The organism is Bacillus thermotolerans (assembly GCF_000812025.2).
Lineage (GTDB): Bacteria > Bacillota > Bacilli > Bacillales > Domibacillaceae > Quasibacillus > Quasibacillus thermotolerans.
The window spans coordinates 1-17409 of record NZ_JWJE02000029.1; the positions used below are offsets into that span (position 1 = coordinate 1).

12 protein-coding genes, 1 rRNA gene and 3 pseudogenes are annotated in these 17409 nt (G+C 43.1%); 11 read left to right on the top strand and 5 right to left on the bottom strand.

Going from position 1 to position 17409, the window contains the following annotated elements; translation table 11 throughout:
* The first annotated feature begins 211 nt into the window (after window positions 1–211).
* The 8 genes and pseudogenes from rrf to QY97_RS21150 form a co-directional block, all read left to right on the top strand.
* Window positions 212–327 (top strand): 5S ribosomal RNA (gene rrf / locus QY97_RS11790).
* A gap of 291 nt (window positions 328–618) precedes the next feature.
* Window positions 619–1395 (top strand): metal-dependent hydrolase, encoded by a 777-nt coding sequence (locus QY97_RS11795; RefSeq protein WP_052725900.1) that lies wholly within the window; start codon window positions 619–621, stop codon window positions 1393–1395.
* 193 nt (window positions 1396–1588) lie between these two features.
* Window positions 1589–2959 (top strand): sigma-54 interaction domain-containing protein, encoded by a 1371-nt coding sequence (locus tag QY97_RS11800; RefSeq protein WP_052725899.1) that lies wholly within the window; start codon window positions 1589–1591, stop codon window positions 2957–2959.
* Window positions 2960–3335: 376 nt separating this feature from the next.
* A pseudogene (locus tag QY97_RS11805) lies at window positions 3336–4870 on the top strand (amidohydrolase).
* A 524-nt stretch (window positions 4871–5394) separates the two neighbouring features.
* Entirely contained in the window at window positions 5395–6990 is a 1596-nt protein-coding gene (locus QY97_RS11815; RefSeq protein WP_039238391.1) for an amidohydrolase, read from the top strand.
* Window positions 6991–7456: 466 nt separating this feature from the next.
* Window positions 7457–8621 (top strand): annotated as a pseudogene (locus tag QY97_RS11820) (aminotransferase A).
* A 186-nt stretch (window positions 8622–8807) separates the two neighbouring features.
* Window positions 8808–10787 (top strand): acetoacetate--CoA ligase, encoded by a 1980-nt coding sequence (locus QY97_RS11825; RefSeq protein ID WP_039238390.1) that lies wholly within the window; start codon window positions 8808–8810, stop codon window positions 10785–10787.
* Window positions 10788–10866: 79 nt separating this feature from the next.
* Window positions 10867–11113: pseudogene (locus tag QY97_RS21150) on the top strand (hotdog domain-containing protein); the annotation flags it as partial.
* A 62-nt stretch (window positions 11114–11175) separates the two neighbouring features.
* Here QY97_RS21150 and QY97_RS11830 read toward each other — a convergent pair.
* Entirely contained in the window at window positions 11176–11703 is a 528-nt protein-coding gene (locus QY97_RS11830; protein ID WP_039238399.1) for a methylated-DNA--[protein]-cysteine S-methyltransferase, read from the bottom strand.
* A 169-nt stretch (window positions 11704–11872) separates the two neighbouring features.
* Entirely contained in the window at window positions 11873–12328 is a 456-nt protein-coding gene (locus QY97_RS11835; protein ID WP_039238389.1) for a DUF2306 domain-containing protein, read from the bottom strand.
* A 288-nt stretch (window positions 12329–12616) separates the two neighbouring features.
* Between QY97_RS11835 and QY97_RS11840 the strand changes: the two genes are divergently transcribed.
* Window positions 12617–13099: a C40 family peptidase gene (locus QY97_RS11840; RefSeq protein ID WP_039238388.1), complete on the top strand. Its 483-nt coding sequence runs from the start codon at window positions 12617–12619 to the stop codon at window positions 13097–13099.
* A gap of 302 nt (window positions 13100–13401) precedes the next feature.
* Complete coding sequence (locus QY97_RS11845) at window positions 13402–13998, top strand: hypothetical protein (RefSeq protein WP_039238387.1); 597 nt, start codon at window positions 13402–13404, stop codon at window positions 13996–13998.
* 75 nt (window positions 13999–14073) lie between these two features.
* Here QY97_RS11845 and QY97_RS11850 read toward each other — a convergent pair whose 3' ends face one another.
* From QY97_RS11850 to QY97_RS11860, 3 genes are all read right to left on the bottom strand, one after another.
* On the bottom strand, window positions 14074–14697 hold the full coding sequence (locus QY97_RS11850) for a DUF3298 and DUF4163 domain-containing protein (RefSeq protein ID WP_082090185.1): 624 nt from the start codon (window positions 14695–14697) through the stop codon (window positions 14074–14076).
* A gap of 239 nt (window positions 14698–14936) precedes the next feature.
* Complete coding sequence (locus QY97_RS11855) at window positions 14937–15749, bottom strand: DUF368 domain-containing protein (RefSeq protein ID WP_039238385.1); 813 nt, start codon at window positions 15747–15749, stop codon at window positions 14937–14939.
* A 324-nt stretch (window positions 15750–16073) separates the two neighbouring features.
* Window positions 16074–16529 (bottom strand): hypothetical protein, encoded by a 456-nt coding sequence (locus QY97_RS11860; RefSeq protein WP_232506280.1) that lies wholly within the window; start codon window positions 16527–16529, stop codon window positions 16074–16076.
* Between the two features lie 233 nt (window positions 16530–16762).
* Between QY97_RS11860 and QY97_RS11865 the strand changes: the two genes are divergently transcribed.
* On the top strand, window positions 16763–17140 hold the full coding sequence (locus QY97_RS11865) for a hypothetical protein (RefSeq protein WP_040037341.1): 378 nt from the start codon (window positions 16763–16765) through the stop codon (window positions 17138–17140).
* Window positions 17141–17409: the final 269 nt, after the last annotated feature.

The window sequence follows — 17409 nt, forward strand, 5'->3', positions numbered from 1 at the left end:
TCAGGTAGATAGGTTCGAGGTGGAAGCGTGGTGACACGTGGAGCTGACGAATACTAATCGATCGAGGACTTATCCTAAAAAACGAAAAGCAAAGGCGACTATCTAGGAGCCGGAGCTGGACAACAAACAACAAAATGGCAAGGTATTGCCGGTTACTTCCCAAGCATATTATCCAGTTTTGAAAGAACAACGTTCTTTCAACCTTATACAGTCTGGCGGCTATAGCGAAGAGGCCACACCCGTTCCCATCCCGAACACGGAAGTTAAGCTCTTCAGCGCCGATGGTAGTTGGGGGCTTCCCCCTGTGAGAGTAGGACGCTGCCAGGCACCTGAGAAAAGAACAGCTACAATCATAGCTGTTCTTTTCTTGTAGGCCTGCTGGATAAAGATATTTTATTATTTATGTGTGTAATCAATTTACAGAAAGTTAAAATTAAGGTGAATCATTTATACAATGAAATAATATACTCTAAGTCTGCAGGAAGGTAAGAACCTTTTACTTTCTCTTGAGCTATTTAAATAGTTAAACAGATTAGTCGACAAATAGAAGAAAAGAGAAGATATCGGTTCTTCATTTTATGAATTTATAACTACATAAAAGAAGAAAGAGGAGAAAGTATGAAAATTTTACGTTTAGGCCATGCGATGTATGTATTAACAAGTAAACAAGGAAAAAGGTATTTAGTAGATCCTTTTTTTGATATGAACCCGGGATGTCCGGCTGATTATCAAACGAAGGAGTATTTGCGTACAATCGATGCAGTACTATTGACTCATGGACATTTTGACCATACAAGTGGTTTAGCTAAACTTCGGGAAGCTAATCCTAATTGCTTAGTGATCGCCCAATACGAGCTGGCTATGATTCTAATGCAAAAAGGGTTTGATCAAGTATATCCGCTTAACCTTGGGGGATCTTATTCCTTTGAGGATATGACAGCCACTATGGTACAAGCTCGTCATACGTCAAGCTATGGAGAGACAGAAGGGACACCGCTGTATGCAGGGGAAGCAGCTGGTTATATTTTTGATTTTCATGAAGATCGGACCGTCTATCACTCCGGAGACACAAATATTATGATGGATATGAAGTTATATCAGGAGCTGTATCAGCCAGATGTAGCTATTTTGTCCTCTTCAGGGCAATTCACTATGGGACCTAAGGAAGCTGCTTATGCAGTGAGGAATTTATTAGATGTAGATTATGTGATTCCAAGTCATACGTTCCCGATCAAAGAAAAGGCTGTAAATGGAGAGGTGTTTGATGCCCTTCTTGAGGCATTTCCGGTAATTGGAGCCATGGCGGGAAGAGATAAAGAGCTTGAACAAGAGCTCAGCGGTTATGAGAAAACGAAAGTAGCTGTGTTAGGCTACGGAGATGAAATAGAATTATAAAGGTAACAGTGATTCGTTTGGTTTGATTTTCTAAAGGTTCTTTATGAAAAGCACGGAGAAATTTTTCTGTGCTTTTTTTGTTGTGGTTAAACAGGCCTCAAAAGGTTTAAGCTGGTCGATACAGCTAAAGATATGACTAGCTGGATTACAATGCCGCTTGGTTTTTGCTACTATAGGGGATGGAGGGAGATAAATGAATATTGATGCAGAGAAGTATAAGGAACTAGCTGAATTCGATAACGTATTAGTAACCGATGAACGAGGCAATCTCATCTTTTATGATATCGCCGATTTAAATATTTTGAAAGAACTGGACAAGAGACCAGAAAACTTCTTGGGACAACATGTGACTACCTCTTATAAGGATTTAACAAATGAGACTAGCACAATCATGAGTGTGTTGCGCAGCGGTGAGCCTTTATGTGGAATCAAGCAGGAGATTTATACGAAGAGAGGCAATCTCATCATATCGGTAAACTCTACCTACCCAATTAAAGAGAATAATAAAATTGTCGGGGCTGTTGAATTTTCTAAGCACTTTTTCGAGAAGGACAGCATTCGTCATTTGGATAAGTATGCGGGCCATAAAATTTACAGGAAAAATAACACAGTCTATACTATTGATGACATTATCACAACTGATCCGAATATGGAGGTCATTAAGCAACAAATCCGAAAAGTTGCGCAAACGGATTCAACTGTCTTGATCTTCGGGAAAACAGGAACAGGGAAAGAGGTGGCTTCTCAAGCTATACATAATTTAAGCGACCGATATGAGAAGCCGTTTGTTTCCTTGAACTGTGGAGCGGTACCTCCTAACTTGCTTGAAAGCACGCTATTCGGTACGGTAAAAGGAAGCTTTACAGGAGCTGAGAGTATGCCTGGTCTCTTCGAACAGGCGAACGGGGGAACTTTGTTTCTCGATGAGATCAATTCATTAGATATTTACCTCCAAGTGAAACTGTTAAAAGCGGTGGAAGAAAAAAGGATCAGGCGAATAGGCGGTAAAGAGGATATTGAACTGGACATTAGGGTAATTTCTGCAACGAATGAGGACCCGGAAGTATTATTAGAAGAAAAAAGAATGAGAGAGGATTTATATTACCGTCTTGGTGTCGTTCAAATAAATCTCCCTACCTTAAGTGAGAGACAAGCAGACATCGAAGCATTAGTGACTCATTATGTTAATTTTTATAATAATCATATGAATATTTTCATTGATCGCGTGCAGCCGGAAGTAATGGAGAAGTTCAAGTCCTATGATTGGCCGGGAAACGTAAGGGAACTAAAAAATGCTATAGAAACAGCTTTTAACAATGCAAATTCTCATGAAATTACGATGGAAGATATTCCTGCTAGAATTACACGGACGAAGAAGAAATTGCCTGCCGGCCAAAAGGCACAGGCTGTCCATTCCTTGAAAGAGACGGTGGATGAGTTTGAAAAGGGAATTATTGTTCAGGCGCTAGAGGAGTCCGGTGGTATTATTGCGGCGGCGGCCAGACAGCTAGGTATTTCCAAGCAGTCGTTGAAATACAAAATGGATAAATATGGCCTGCGTTAAGTTTTTTTTACGGAGAGGAGATAAATTTCCCCTCTCTTTTTCTATGGATAAGCTTTCCCGGTTAGAAAGCTTATAGGTAAACATTAATTTTAATCATGAGAATGCTAGAAAAGCTATGTTTTTACTGCTTTGTTCTTTATTATTAAAAAATGAAAAGTGAAAAAACAATAAACTTGGCATAAAACTTGCTTTAATTTATTAGGTGTAGATATGAGCGTTCTGAAAACGAACACTATACTGTTAAAAGGTGTGAACATCAGCCTATTGAAGTATTTGTGTTAGAAAGGAAAGAGCAGAGATGAACAAACAGCAAGAGCTTATTTTTGTGAATGGAAAAATTTTCACTTCTAATCCAGATCAACCTTACGCTAGTGCCATGAAGGTGAATAATGGTCGTATTGCTTGGATTGGGAAACAAGAAGAAGTGACAGAAGCAGGGAGCCAGATTATTGATCTTCAAGGCTGTCGCGTGATCCCAGGTCTAGTCGATGCTCACCTTCATCCATGGCACCTAGCTATGTATTCCAAGCAAATCGCTGCCCTTCCTCCCAATGTATATTCGATTGTCGACTTACAGAAAGAAATTCGTGCCGTGCGTGAAACCTTAGAGCCAGGCCGCTGGATTGAATGCTGGGGATATGCTGAAGGCAAGCTGAAGAAGGACGCATGCCGACACGCTGGGATTTGGATGAGGCGGCTCCAGACGTGCCTGTTATCGCTAGTCGTTCTTGTGTGCACATTGCTACAGTAAACAGCAAAGTATTGGAGATGGCAGGTGTTACGAAGGATACACCAAACCCTCCAGGAGGCCAAATCGATAAGGACGAGAATGGAGAGCCAACAGGGGTTCTGCGTGAGAATGCTAGAGAGCTTGTGTTTAAGCTGATGCCTGAGCATACAATAGAAGAAAACGCAACGGCACTTGCTGAATTAAGTTCACAGCTGTTTGCTAAAGGCATTACGGCGATTACTGACCTTTTGTCAAGAGCTCATCCAGTGGACTACATGAATATGTACAACCTGACTCGTGAAAAAGGACTTCAGCAAAGAACGATTCTTTATTATGTATGGGGAGATTTAAAGGACCAGCCTGTTATTGATCAGGAGAAATTAAACAGGGAGAATCCTATTCATGTAGGCGGCGTTAAGCTATTTTCGGATGGAAGTATTTCTGGTCAGACAGCTTGGGTTAACCCTCCATTCTCAGGGGAGAAAAACAATTTCGGTATTCCAATGACTTCTAAGGAAGAATTGCTGGCTGCAGGAGAAGCGGCAAGGCAAAACAATGTTCAGCTGGTAATCCATGCCATGGGGGAGCAGGCGGTTGATTTAATTGTAGAAACGTTCTATGACCAGGAAGGATGGCTGGAAGATGCACCTTCTGTCAGAATTGAGCATGTAGCACTCATGACAGAAGAAACGCTGAAATGGGCAGCAAAAGCAAAAATTGGTATTGTGACACAGCCTGTCTTCCTATACGCGGAAATTGAGAGCTATTTAAAGAATCTCGGTGCTGAGCGTACGCAAAGCACATACCCGGTGAAGGATATGCTGGAGGCTGGTATAGAAGTCGCTTTTTCCTCTGATGCCCCGGGAACGGCTTGGGCGGATCCTGTTAACCCATTTATTGGTATAAAAGCAGCAGTTACTCGTACAGCGTATGACGGAACGGATACCGGTCAAAGCCAGCGGGTAGATGCAGCAACGGCTGTGGAGCTTTATACACGAGCGGCTCAGCAGCTGACAAGGATTCCAGATATCGGGCAGCTGAAGGCTGGACACCATGCAGACTTCATTGTGTTAGATCAGGATATTTTAGAGATTGATCCGGAGAAGATTGATAAAGTTCAGGTGGAGAAAACGTATATGGGCGGCGAGCTAGTGTACGAAAAGAAATATTCACTAAGCTAGTAGAAGAAATATATATGAAGGGGTGGAGAAGCTTTCTCCGCTTTCTTCTTTACTATAGTAGATTGACACTGAGTGAGCTGGCAGAGACATTCCGTGAAGGATTTAGAATAATGCTGCTTCGTGTACCTTTATTCAAATTTGCGTGTTCGGCCTCCGTCCCCCTTGCTTGTACCGCCTTTGCAGCAGCACAGTTCATTAATCAAGGCACCCCTAATCAAATCAGCACTCCTAATGAAACAAGCGGTTATGGCTTCAGGACAAGTCAAATTTGCCTTCTTTTCTGAAAGAAATGGAATGTTCGCAGAGCGATAGCTTGTTCATTCTGTTGGAGTGTATCATCCCTGCGAGCTAACAAAAATTACAAGAAAAAAACTCGTAATTTTTGAAAATTCCGCTATCAAATAGGCTGTTTTTTGATAAAATAATATTTACGCTTATACTGATAGTCCCACAAGGCCATAAAAAAGAAAAACAGTATAAGCCCTTCACTTTTTGTTATTTATTTCATGTTTGGGGGAGCCAGTATGTCACGCATTATATATACAAACGGAACGATTTATACGCTTGATGCAAATCAGCCGGTCGTTGAATCTGTCGTTGTCGAGTATGGGAATATTGTAGATATGGGTTCTCATGCGGACATGTCTCTGCAATGGGGGAGAGACGGAGCAACAGTGGTAGATTTGCAAGGAAAAATGGTTACTCCAGGTTTAATCGACAGCCATCTCCATCTTTCAGGAGTGGCTTTTCAATATTTAGATTTAAACTTAATTGGCGTTACATCCAAGCAGGAAATGCTCAAACGCATTAAAGAAAGAGCCGATGCACTGCCTCCAGGCAAATGGCTTCTTGGACTAGGCTGGGACGAGAATCTCTTTGAGGACGGAGGTATTCCGACGATACAGGAATTAGACCACGTGGCGCCGCATTGCCCGGTGTTTCTCAAAAGAGTATGTCACCATGCCTTTCTTGTAAACAGCAAAGCGTTGGAAATAAGTAATTACGACCCGACGGCTCCCGTACCGGTAGGAGGAGAAGTTATTCTTGACCCAGACAGCAAAAAGCCTACTGGATTATTGCTTGAATCGGCATCAAAGCTGATTACAAGCTATATACCGGAAAAAACCTACGAGGAATTAAAGAGGGCATTAGGACAAGCGATGGATTATGCGGTGAAGAACGGAATGACGAGTGCTCACTCGAATGATCCACTCTTCTTAGGCGGCTTGGATCGTACATACAAAATGTATGATGAGCTGATTAACCAGGAGCAAAAGGGACTGCGCTGTAACTTGCTGATTGATTATCCTTTCCTTGATCGTTTGAAAGAAAGGGGCATGTATGCCGGCTACGGAAATGACAAATTGCAAATCGGGGCAATCAAAATCTTTGAGGACGGGGCACTTGGGCGGAGAACAGCCCTCCTCTCGGAGCCGTATCATGATGCGCCGGATCAATACGGGGAAGAGCAGCAGGACTTAAACAAACTGTATGAAATCATTAAGGCGGCAAGGGATCACTCCATGCCAGTGGCTGTTCATACGATTGGCGACCAAGCGGTGGAGAATGTGCTGAATGTGCTCGAGCAATTTCCAAAGGTCAAATATCGTGATCGCATTATTCACGTTTCCCTTCTAAGAGAGGATTTAGTGAAGCGGCTGGCTGATCCAAGCATTGTAGCCGACATTCAGCCGCGGTTTATCGTTGGGGATTTTCCGTGGGTCCAGGACAGACTGGGAGAGAAGCGTATTGAGTACTTGTATGCATGGAAGTCTCTGTTAGATGAAGGTGTGCTGTGCGCCGGCGGGTCAGATGCTCCGGTAGAGCCGGTTAATCCACTATTAGGCATTCACGCGGCGGTTACACGACGAGCGCCTTTGCAAACACATAATGGCTGGAATGAGAGAGAAAAGCTCTCGATGCTGGAAGCACTAAAAACCTTTACAATTGGCGGGGCGTATGCCACGAATGAGGAGCATAAAAAAGGAACAATCACTCCTGGGAAGCTTGCGGACATGACGGTTTACTCGAAAGATTTTCTTACAGCAGAGGATGCCGACGAGCTGTTAGATACGAAAGTAGAAATGACAGTGATTGGTGGAAAAATTCAGGATGTATAAAAAATGGACCTACAGCTGCCGGTTTGCGGGCTGTAGGTCCATTTTGTTATTTACTCAGACTGTTGCTCCCTGGCATCTGTAATATAAAGCCCATCGTTCAAAGTGTCTAAATCATCAGGAAGATCTTCACTGTTTATCACCACTATGACTTTCCCTTTTCTTTTTGAACCATATTTAGATCATAGTGGAAAATCCTTTCGATTCAAATGATCCATTTATGAATGTTTGAACCGTAAGTGGATCAAACTTCTAAGACAGCACAGTTGAAAGCCTCGTTTCACCTCATAAACCCTTATCACTCATGCTTTATTGTGAAAAAAGTGGTTTTTCACTGGCACGTGAATTGCATTTATATAAACGAGCTTCATTTTAACCAGGGTAGGAGATATATACATGTACTGCAGTGTAACGAACAGGGCAATGTATGAAGAGAGTAGACAAAATTTAAGTAAAAGGATGAAATAAAATGAAAGGTTTAATGAATTCACGTTTAAAAGCTATTGAGGTATCAGGTATTCGTGTCATTGCCAACAAAGCAGCTGCCGATCCAGAGATCATTAACATGACTCTAGGGCAGCCGGACTTTAAAAGATAAAGGATGCCGCTAAAGCAGCGATCGACGATAACCAGACAGCTTACACTCACAATGCGGACTCATAGAATTAAGACAGGCAGTAAGTGAATACATGAACCGTCAATACGGACTGTCATATCGTGCCGAGGATGAAGTGATTGTTACGACAGGGGCAAGTGAAGCCATCGATATGACGTTCCGGGCGATTTTAGAAGAAGGCAGTGAGGTCATTATTTCTGGACCTATCTATCCAGGGTATGAATCGACTGTTAAGCTGAGCGGAGGCGTTCCTGTATATGCCGATACGAGAGAAACTAATTTTAAGATAACAGCGGCGATGATTGAGAAGCATTTAACTGACCATACCCGCTGTATTGTTCTTTGTTCCCCGTCTAATCCGACTGGCTATACATTAGATAAAGAGGAAATTCTGAAGATAGCTGAGCTTTTGGTGAATAGAGATATTTTTATTTTATCTGATGAGATTTACAGTGGACTTGTTTATGACAGGGAGCATTATTCTATCGCCAATGCTCCAGAGTTAAGAGAGAAGACGATCGTTATTAATGGTGTATCTAAATCACACTCTATGACAGGGTGGCGGATCGGCTTTGCAATGGCACCTGCTCCAATTGCAGCTGAAATCTTGAAGGTTCATATTTTTAACACAGTCTGCGCCGGTACGATCAGCCAGTATGCAGCCCTTGCTGCTTTAACAGAAGAGATCGGGGAAGTGGCTATGATGAAGGCAGCGTATAAGAAAAGAAGAGATTACGTGTACGAGCGGGCTATAGCGATGGGACTTGAGGTGATAAAGCCGGACGGTGCTTTCTATTTATTTCCGTCAATTAAACATACTAGGCTGGCTTCTCTGGACTTTGCTCTTCGGCTTATTGAAGAAGAGAAGGTTGCTGTTGTGCCAGGAACGGCCTTTTCTGAATTTGGAGAAGGGTATATCCGCCTTTCCTACGCCTGCTCGATGGAAAAGCTGGAGGAAGGGTGCAACCGGCTGGAACGTTTTCTTGAAAGAGTCACTCCGAAGCCAGCCTTGCAATAAAGGTAGATAGAGAAGAGATGCCGGCATGAATGGTATCTCTTTTTCCATGTGGATGATAGACAGAGATTTGACACCAAAAGACTGAATATTTATAATTTTACTTAAACTATTATTTTCAGAATAACGAACGCAGTGCCTTTCTCATCTAAATATAAATAATGACTATATGCCTGGGGAGGAGAAAATATGAAGACGGTTACGAGTGGATTAAAGCTGTGGGAACCGACACCAGAGCAAATTGAAAAGGCAAGTGTGTCTGATTATATGAACTGGCTCAAGGAGGAAAAAGGCAAGTCATTTTTCTCTCTTCAGTCCTTGTGGGAGTGGTCTGTAACCGATATAGAAGGCTTTTGGGCATCTGTCTGGGAATATTGCAAAGTACAGTCCTCTCAGCCTTATGAACGTGTGCTCGATAAAAGGCAAATGCCAGGAGCAAAGTGGTTTGCGGGCTCGCGATTAAATTATGCGGAGCATGTGTTTCGGAATACTCAAGGGAAGAAGCCGGCTCTAATTTTTCAAGCTGAGCACAAAAAGAGACAAGAGGTTTCCTGGGAAGAGCTGCAGGAGAAAACAGCAGCGGTTGCTTCTTCTCTAAAGGCATTAGGAGTCAAACCGGGAGATCGGGTGGCTGCTTATATGCCAAATATTCCTGAGGCGGTGATCGCTTTCCTGGCATGTGCAAGCATCGGAGCCGTTTGGTCGAGCTGCTCCCCGGATTTCGGCATTGAAAGTGTGATTGACCGTTTTAAGCAAATTGAACCGGTAGTGCTATTCGCTGTAGACGGTTATCAGTATAACGGCAAAACATTTGACCGTCTGCCTCATGTTGCCCAGCTCGAGCAGGCCATTCCCTCCGTCCGGCGTACAATCCTGGTTCCCTATATAAGCAGCCAGCCGGCACGTATATCTGATCAGTGTATTTCGTGGAAGGAAGCGGTGAAGCCGGCAGGTGAATTATCGTTTGAACAGGTGCCATTCGACCATCCGCTATGGATACTCTACTCATCGGGTACCACAGGCCTGCCCAAAGCGATTGTACAGGGGCATGGGGGCATTTTGCTGGAGCACTTGAAAACCTTGCAGATTGAGCAGAATATTGGAAAAGACGATGTTTTCTTCTGGTATACAACAACTGGCTGGATGATGTGGAACTTTTTAGTAGGTAATTTAATGGTTGGGGCAACGATTGTACTTTACGACGGGAGCCCTTCTTATCCTAGCCTGGAGGTGCTGTGGGAACTGGCTGAGGAAATAAAGATCACGTACTTTGGCACGAGTGCAGGATTCATCCATTCATGTATGAAGTCTGAAGTAAAACCGGGGGAAACCCGAAATCTGTCCCACTTAAGAGCTGTTGCTTCGACAGGTTCGCCTCTGTCGAATGAAGGATTTGCATGGATATACGAGAGCGTGAAGAAAGATGTATGGCTTGCATCGATCAGTGGAGGAACTGATGTATGCACGGCCTTTGTCAGCGGTTCGCCGGTATTGCCGGTCTATGCCGGGGAAATTCAAACGAGGGCCCTTGGAGCCAGCATACAATCCTTCGATGAGAACGGAAAGGCATTAACGAACGAAGTCGGTGAATTGGTCATTACGGAACCAATGCCTTCGATGCCGGTTTATTTTTGGAACGATGAAAAAAACAAAAGGTATCATGACAGCTACTTTGATGTATATCCGGGAATATGGCGGCACGGAGACTGGATTAGGATTGACGAGAAGGGGAGCTGCGTGATTTATGGACGGTCTGACTCAACCATTAATAAAGGAGGCGTAAGGCTCGGCACAAGCGAGATTTACCGAGCAGTAGAAGCGGTGGATGGAGTAGTAGACAGCCTGGTAGTAGATTTAGAGTCACTGGGCAGAGACTCATTTATGCCTCTGTTTGTGGTTCTGAAGGAAGGGATGTCACTTACTGATGAGCGGAAGCAGCAAATTAGAGCTGCAATCAAACAAACGGTTTCCCCGCGTTTTATTCCAAGTGAGATTTATGAAGTGTCACATATTCCCAAAACCATCAGCGGCAAAAAGCTTGAAGTACCGGTTCGAAAAATTCTCCTTGGCATGCCGGCAGAGAAGGTTGTTAACCGGGGCTCTGTGGCGAATCCGGATTCTTTAGATTTCTTTTTTGAATTAGCGAAGGATCTTAATAAACAGGTATAAATAGGTTTTACTTCCTGACATGCGGGCACCCTTTAGAAGCTTCTGGTGAGGGTGCCTTTCTGCATGGAATAAGCGAAAAGAGCAAGGAAGACCTGTTATACAAGGACTGCTGACAGCTACCTTGCCGACCAAAGTAGGATGTCCTTGCTCGTACGATGAACTTTGAGTTTCTCAGGCCGGTATTTGCTGGAGATACCATCGTATTCGAAGTAACTATTAAAAAAGCTCGAAAAGCAGGCAGATAGAAAGGACAGGACGGCCAAGGCAGCTTCCTTTTTGTACAAGGCCAAATGGAGAAACCAGTGATGAAAAGAAAAATTTGGTAGTCATTCTTGAGACAAAGAAAGGACTTCAAGCAGGGGGCTTGAAGTCTCGTTATCTGGAACCGTTAGTCTTTCAGGTTTTCTTGTTCAAGCTCCAGCAGTTTTGTCTTCATTTCTAAGCCTCCACGGTAACCCGTCAGCGAACCGTTTTTCCCTATTACCCGGTGACAGGGCACTGTGATTAAGAGGGGGTTGGCACCAATGGCTGTGCCAACAGCCCGGACGGCTGAAGGTCTATTGATTCGGTCAGCGATATCTGAATAGGTCCATGTCTGTCCATAAGGGATTTCTCTTAGCGCATTCCATACATCGAGTTGAAAAGGGGTTCCTCTATAATCAACTGAAAGGGAGAATTGCTGTCTTGTACCTTGAAGAAATTCAATCAATTCAGCTAAGTAAGGATGCAGCTTCTTTTCATCTTCAATAAGCGGGCTGTCCGGAAATCGCTTTTTTGCCCAGGCAGCTAATTCGTCAAACGGCTGATGAAGAGAGCCAACGAAGGCAAGTCCTCGCGCTGTGGCTGCCACGTGCATCCTCCATTCTTTATATATCAGCACTGCCCAGTATACTGCTGTTCCATTCCTCTGCTTCATCATCATAATAAGCACCTCCATAACTAGTATATAATGATTTCTATGATAAAAGAGAGAGCAGTTGCTTGTAGGTACATTTCCAACAGAAATAGCCCCCTTAAGCTAGCATTTAGCTTGAGAAGGGCTATTTTTAGGGAAGAAAATTTTAGAGAAAGGTTAGGCGGAAATGTTACTTTCCAGGTTTATATTTCCACTGAACAAGAAATATAAGGGGCATCCCAATAATTGTGGGCAAAAACCAGAAGAGTAAGGTAGGCCATTCATTTAATAAAGGAATCCTAGGCACATTTACTACTACAACGGCTGTTACGATGCCGATGTAGGAGCCTAACATGCCGCCAATGTGAAAGTTGATCCAGCCTTTCCATTTCCTTTTAACAGCTAAATAGCCGCTTAAGGACAGCCCGTAGGAAAACAGAGCAATATAGAAGAGATATTGACTTTCTTCCCAATGCCAAATGGACATAATCAAGGCTGTAATAAAGACGGTGACATAAGCACCGTGATAGAGCTCTCCGGCATAGGTATGCCGCCCCTTTCTTTTTCTAGAAGACATAGCAAGCAATCCGCTGATTAAGCAAACGGTTCCAGCAAGTGTATGGGTGATTAATATAGAGGTAAGCATTTTTCATCACTCCAAACAAAAAGAGTTAGAGTTATAAGGTGCTTACTAGACTGTCTATTATTTTCCCTGTTAGTTATATTAAGGCTGCACGGCTTTTAGTACTTCTTAAGCAGGGGATATAAAAATCACAAACAACCAGGCGAATGTAGAAGAGCAAGAGGGTGTGCAAAGGCGCAGTTTCTTGTCTATTTTCGTCGGCAAAAAAACGATTGCGTGGCAGGAATCAATGGGAAAAATTGCCATATAGTAGAAATCGTAGGTCAATTTTCCGTTGAGGAGGAGCAAAGAATGAGTCTAAGTTCACCGCATGTCAAATGGGTAACAACCGTGTTTGTGATTCTTGCTTTAGTGGCTGCCTTTGTTTTCGGAACGGCGCCGAAGGCATCGGCAACGATTAATTATGGGGAGGAAGTAGCGTCTGTAGCAAAAAGGTATGTAGGGAGCCCTTATAAGTGGGGAGGAACCACACCGAAAGGTTTCGATGCAAGCGGTTTTACTCAATATGTGTATAAACATGCGGCAACGAAGAAAGCGATTCCGCGCACGAGTGCGGCTCAATACAAAATAGGCAAATCCGTGCCACAAAGCCAATTGAAACAGGGAGATTTGGTCTTCTATGCGACAGGTAAAAAAGGCGTTGTTTCTTTTGTGGGCATTTACAGCGGAAATGGTACCTTCATTGGGGTCACGACAAAAGGTGTTAAATCGGTTAAAATGAGCGACACGTATTGGAAGACGAAGTATATGGGCGCCAAACGAGTCGTTCAATAAAAAAGGAATGAGCTTTTTTGATCAGTATCTATAATCTATCACCTGATTTCTAGAAAATCCTGGAAAGAGAAACGGTTGTCTCTTCTTTAGGTTGTTTTAGAAGCTAAGCCCTGCTTTTAGACATTCGTTCTTAACGAGTGTCTTTTTTATTAAAGTGCCGTTTGGTGCAATCTGTCCTTTTTAAAATCCTTTATGTATTTCGTACTAATTCTCTAGAAAGAACACTACAATTCTAAAAGGAGAATTTTTCCGTCTTTCTGAGTCGCCGGCTCAAATAAATGCTTGGCAAAGGAGAGTGCCGCTTGGAGAACATACAACAATTTTATTCGATTTCCTTAGCGGAGTTTTGGAGCCTGTATAAGGTTTCGATTTTTATGAGTTTGTTAGGTGCACTGATTGCTCATTACGTAAGGAAAGGAACGGTGCAGGTGCCGTTCCTTGTGATTCCGTACCGAAAGGGGAAGTGGACGAAGAAAGCAGTTAGCCTCAATGTAAGAAGAGTATGGTACCGCCCTTTGTCTTTTATATTTACGATTGTTGATTTTCTACTCTTTATAGTAGGCATGAGGTGGGATGAGGAGCAGGCGAAGAGGAGAATCTATTTTGAGCTAGGGTTTTTAGGAGACGTACTTATCGGAGTAGGGGCAGGCATCTTGTCAAAAACCGCTCTGCAGGTAACCGATATTGAGAGCATTTACGCAGAGGTAAGTGCAGCGCTGCTTGCAGGAATCGCGGGGCTTGCATACATTAGAGAGCGTCAGCGCAAAAACAGCGAGCCTCCGCCCCCTTGTCAGTGCTGCTGTTGTGAGAACTGCAAAGAACCACCCGCCGAGCCTCCGCCGCCCCCTGAACCACCGCCGCCAAACAATGCTTGCGGACCCTCTAGTAATGAGCCTTAAGATGTTAAGAGGAAATAAAAGAGAGGATCAAAGCTCATGCTTTGGATCCTCTTTTTAGAATAGCAGAGCTTATGATTAGACTGAACCCAGCATTTCTCCAAGCGGGCCATTTTCATCGATGATGTCCTGGAGGTCATAGATACTAATAGGGAAATAAGTGATGCCGTATACGTAAGGAGCTAAATCATACAGCTGATAGTACAGAACTAGACTCTTATCCGCTACATAGAAATGATCATTTTCGGGTGGGGTGACTTCGCCGGTAATCACAGGAATATCTCTTGCTTTTACTTGGTCTTTGATTAAGCCTAGCAGCACATTTTCGTAATCAGCGCCTTCTTTAAAGAGTTCGCTTAATGTGTAAAGTTTACCGGATGTTAAATCAAAGGTCAGTGTTTTAATGGTCGTCAAACCGTGAGCCCCGCCGGTGTAGGAATACGCATACAATGCAATGCTTAAAATGCCTCTCTGGTTCGTTTTTACTTCAAACCAGCCTTGAAGTTCGACAAGCGACGGGTCAAAAGCGTCCCGCTCTCTTAGTAAATTATTCAGCTGCAGGATGACAGTCCGGTTGAGGGATTCTTGAAGCGTTGCGTTATTAAGACCAGTGACGATAGGGTAATAAACGAAAATATTTCTGTCGGTATCTGTATATGAACGTGTGTGCACGATGACGGGCCGTTGAAACATAGCTGCCATCTCTCCTAACTATAATTGTCCTTTTCTTTACTATATTCTTAAAAGGAATAAAAGTGAGTTCAGGTGATGGAGAGCTGTAAGTTATTTGTTTAGAAGCAAGGGGACAGAAGGTAGTAATGGTACATCTTTTTGGCTATCCATCAAACGAAGCTGGTAAGAGTATGTTCGGATGTAAGAAAAGCAATCATAAATAAACCCTCTGCCAGATGACAGAGGGTTTATTTATGATTTTTTTATTTTTAAGCCGCGTATTTTCCTGAAAGAAAGGCAGAACTAAAGCCGATCAGAAAGGTTAGCGCACAAACAAGCCATTCATTTACAGCCATTGGCATGCCTGGGAACACAACGAATACGGAGCCGACGATTAAGCCGATAATCGCCGCATATGTAATATACGGAAAGTGATCAAGCGCCTGGCGGATGAGCTTGCTGCTGATGATAAAGCCGAGGACGACGCCGGCTCCTACAATAGCGATAATCACTATATCAAGGCTGGACAAGGCTTCAATAACAACCGGATACACACCGATAAGAAGCAAAATAAAGGAACCGCTAATTCCTGGCAGGAGCATAGCCATACTAGCAAGCCAGCCAGAGCCAAATAGAATCAGCACTTCATTTACTTGCAGAGACTCACCGATTTGCATCGGCTGAATGCTTTCCAACAAAGCGAGTATACCTAGCAATACAATTCCTGCCGCCATGATGAGTATGTGAATCGCTTTAAACGTCTGTCTCGCTTCAGATTGCTGAATTAAGAAAGGAATGACCCCAATAATTAATCCAAGGAAGAAGAACTGCGTCGGTTCGTAGTGCTTTTCTAATAAATATTCAATCCCTCGGCTGAGTAAGAGAATGGCAGAAATCATTCCGATCCCTAAAGGGATTAAGAAGGAAAGCTGCTTTTTCCATTCTCTGCTGAAAAAGCTGCTGATTGCCTCTAGCAGGCGGTCGTAGATACCGAGAATGAACGCGATGGTTCCTCCGCTGACACCGGGGATTAAATCGCTAACCCCCATTGCAAAGCCGCGGTATAAGTTTTTCCATTCCATACTGAATAAACTCCTTCATAAAATGATCTTGTGTAGCTATGTAGGTGAGCGGCTACAGGACAAGCCATTTTAAACAGCCGCCAATGTATTATTTTACATGCAATTCACATACTAGGAAAGTAAGAACCCTAGAATAATAAATTATTTGAAAAGAAGGCGCGAGCTCCCTATCTATGAACGACCCTTATCTCTATGTTGTTTCTTCTATTTATCCTTCGGTGATGCAGGAATGATTATTCCTTATGCTGCCTTGGTTAGATGAAAAGAAAGGATAGACAAAGCCGACTACAGTCGTTTTGTCTATCCTTTTAGGTGCTCACTGGATCAATTTAACTGATTTCCCCACAAAGAGTGTAACAACAGTATATATAGTGTGAAGCAGCTGGTTAATACGATGAATAATACAGGGAGCAGTCGAAACGCAGTGTTTTTTCGTATAGCTGTGACAAATACAATGAACGAGAGGACGGCTGCCGTGTAATAAAGATAGATCATCGGGTAGTGGGTGAGCGGTCCTAAAAACAGGGCAAGCACCGAAAATTGAGCAAAGAACGCTAATATAGAAATAGCCGTCCACTTTAGCTCGCTCTGGATTGCAGCTATATTTCTAATGGCAAGGATGACTGAGAAGATGATAAGAGCTGCGAGCAATCCTTCATATAAGAAGAACAGCGACTCCCTATAGACGGCAAAATAATATCCAAGAACCAATAACGGTATAATGGCGAGCAATAAGTAAATATTTAGCTTGAGATAAAAGGTTTCCTTGATCGGTCTCACTCCCTTTTTTTATAACGAATTAGCTGTCTTCTAATTTTCTATTATACAGGCTCTAAAAGGTCAGAGGGAAGATATGAGGAACTGGCGATGCTTATATCAGCATCTTGGGCTCGGTGTTCATACTAATTTATGGGGAATATAAAACTCCGGAATTCCATACACCATTGACTTCTCTTTTGTATGCTATACTAATAGATGACTACAGTATCAAATTTGGAAAGGTCGTTATACAGATGGATGCAACAAGCAAACCTGCAGAGTTACTTGTACAACAAGGACAGAACGTATTGGAGAGCATGAGGGATTTAAGGCGCATGATCAAGAAGAAAGGCAAAGAACGCTCTGGCCTGTATGAACGGTTCTGTGCAAACGAGCATTCGTTCGAGGTATATACGTATATGGATGCTGCGGTTGGGCAATTAGCAGAAGTCCAGACTTTTCAGGAGACATTGGATACCTTTAGCAGTATCTTTACAGAAATACGGACGAATTTCGAGGCAGATGTTGATGTGAAGCAGGCGGAAGATGCCTACGGGAAAGCGTGCCAGGCGTACAAAGCGATGGCTGAGTCTCTAGGATTTGCAAAGGAAGCCACGACCATAAAATCATAGTCATCTATATTTCAACCCGCATGTAGGCTCAGTCGACGTGCGGGTTTTTATATTGTTCGAGCTGTTAAAGAATTGCACTAGTTTCTTTAATGAAGAAAGAGGATGAATGAAGGTCGTTTATCACTCACAAGCTTAACTTTGCGGGACAGTAAGAGGGAAATAATAGAAGTATGTATCTTCACATGTATAGGGGGAAGAATGAAGAATAAATAAGAAACACGTCGGAAGCGAAAAAGGCTTTGGCGTGTTTTTTGCTGCGAATGCTTTAT

Coding starts and splice junctions, on each gene's coding strand:
- QY97_RS11795 (WP_052725900.1), top strand. CDS start 619: ATGAAAATTTTACGTTTAGGCCATGCGATGTATGTATTAACAAGTAAA.
- QY97_RS11800 (WP_052725899.1), top strand. CDS start 1,589: ATGAATATTGATGCAGAGAAGTATAAGGAACTAGCTGAATTCGATAAC.
- QY97_RS11815 (WP_039238391.1), top strand. CDS start 5,395: ATGTCACGCATTATATATACAAACGGAACGATTTATACGCTTGATGCA.
- QY97_RS11825 (WP_039238390.1), top strand. CDS start 8,808: ATGAAGACGGTTACGAGTGGATTAAAGCTGTGGGAACCGACACCAGAG.
- QY97_RS11830 (WP_039238399.1), bottom strand. CDS start 11,703: ATGAAGCAGAGGAATGGAACAGCAGTATACTGGGCAGTGCTGATATAT.
- QY97_RS11835 (WP_039238389.1), bottom strand. CDS start 12,328: ATGCTTACCTCTATATTAATCACCCATACACTTGCTGGAACCGTTTGC.
- QY97_RS11840 (WP_039238388.1), top strand. CDS start 12,617: ATGAGTCTAAGTTCACCGCATGTCAAATGGGTAACAACCGTGTTTGTG.
- QY97_RS11850 (WP_082090185.1), bottom strand. CDS start 14,697: ATGGCAGCTATGTTTCAACGGCCCGTCATCGTGCACACACGTTCATAT.
- QY97_RS11855 (WP_039238385.1), bottom strand. CDS start 15,749: ATGGAATGGAAAAACTTATACCGCGGCTTTGCAATGGGGGTTAGCGAT.
- QY97_RS11865 (WP_040037341.1), top strand. CDS start 16,763: ATGGATGCAACAAGCAAACCTGCAGAGTTACTTGTACAACAAGGACAG.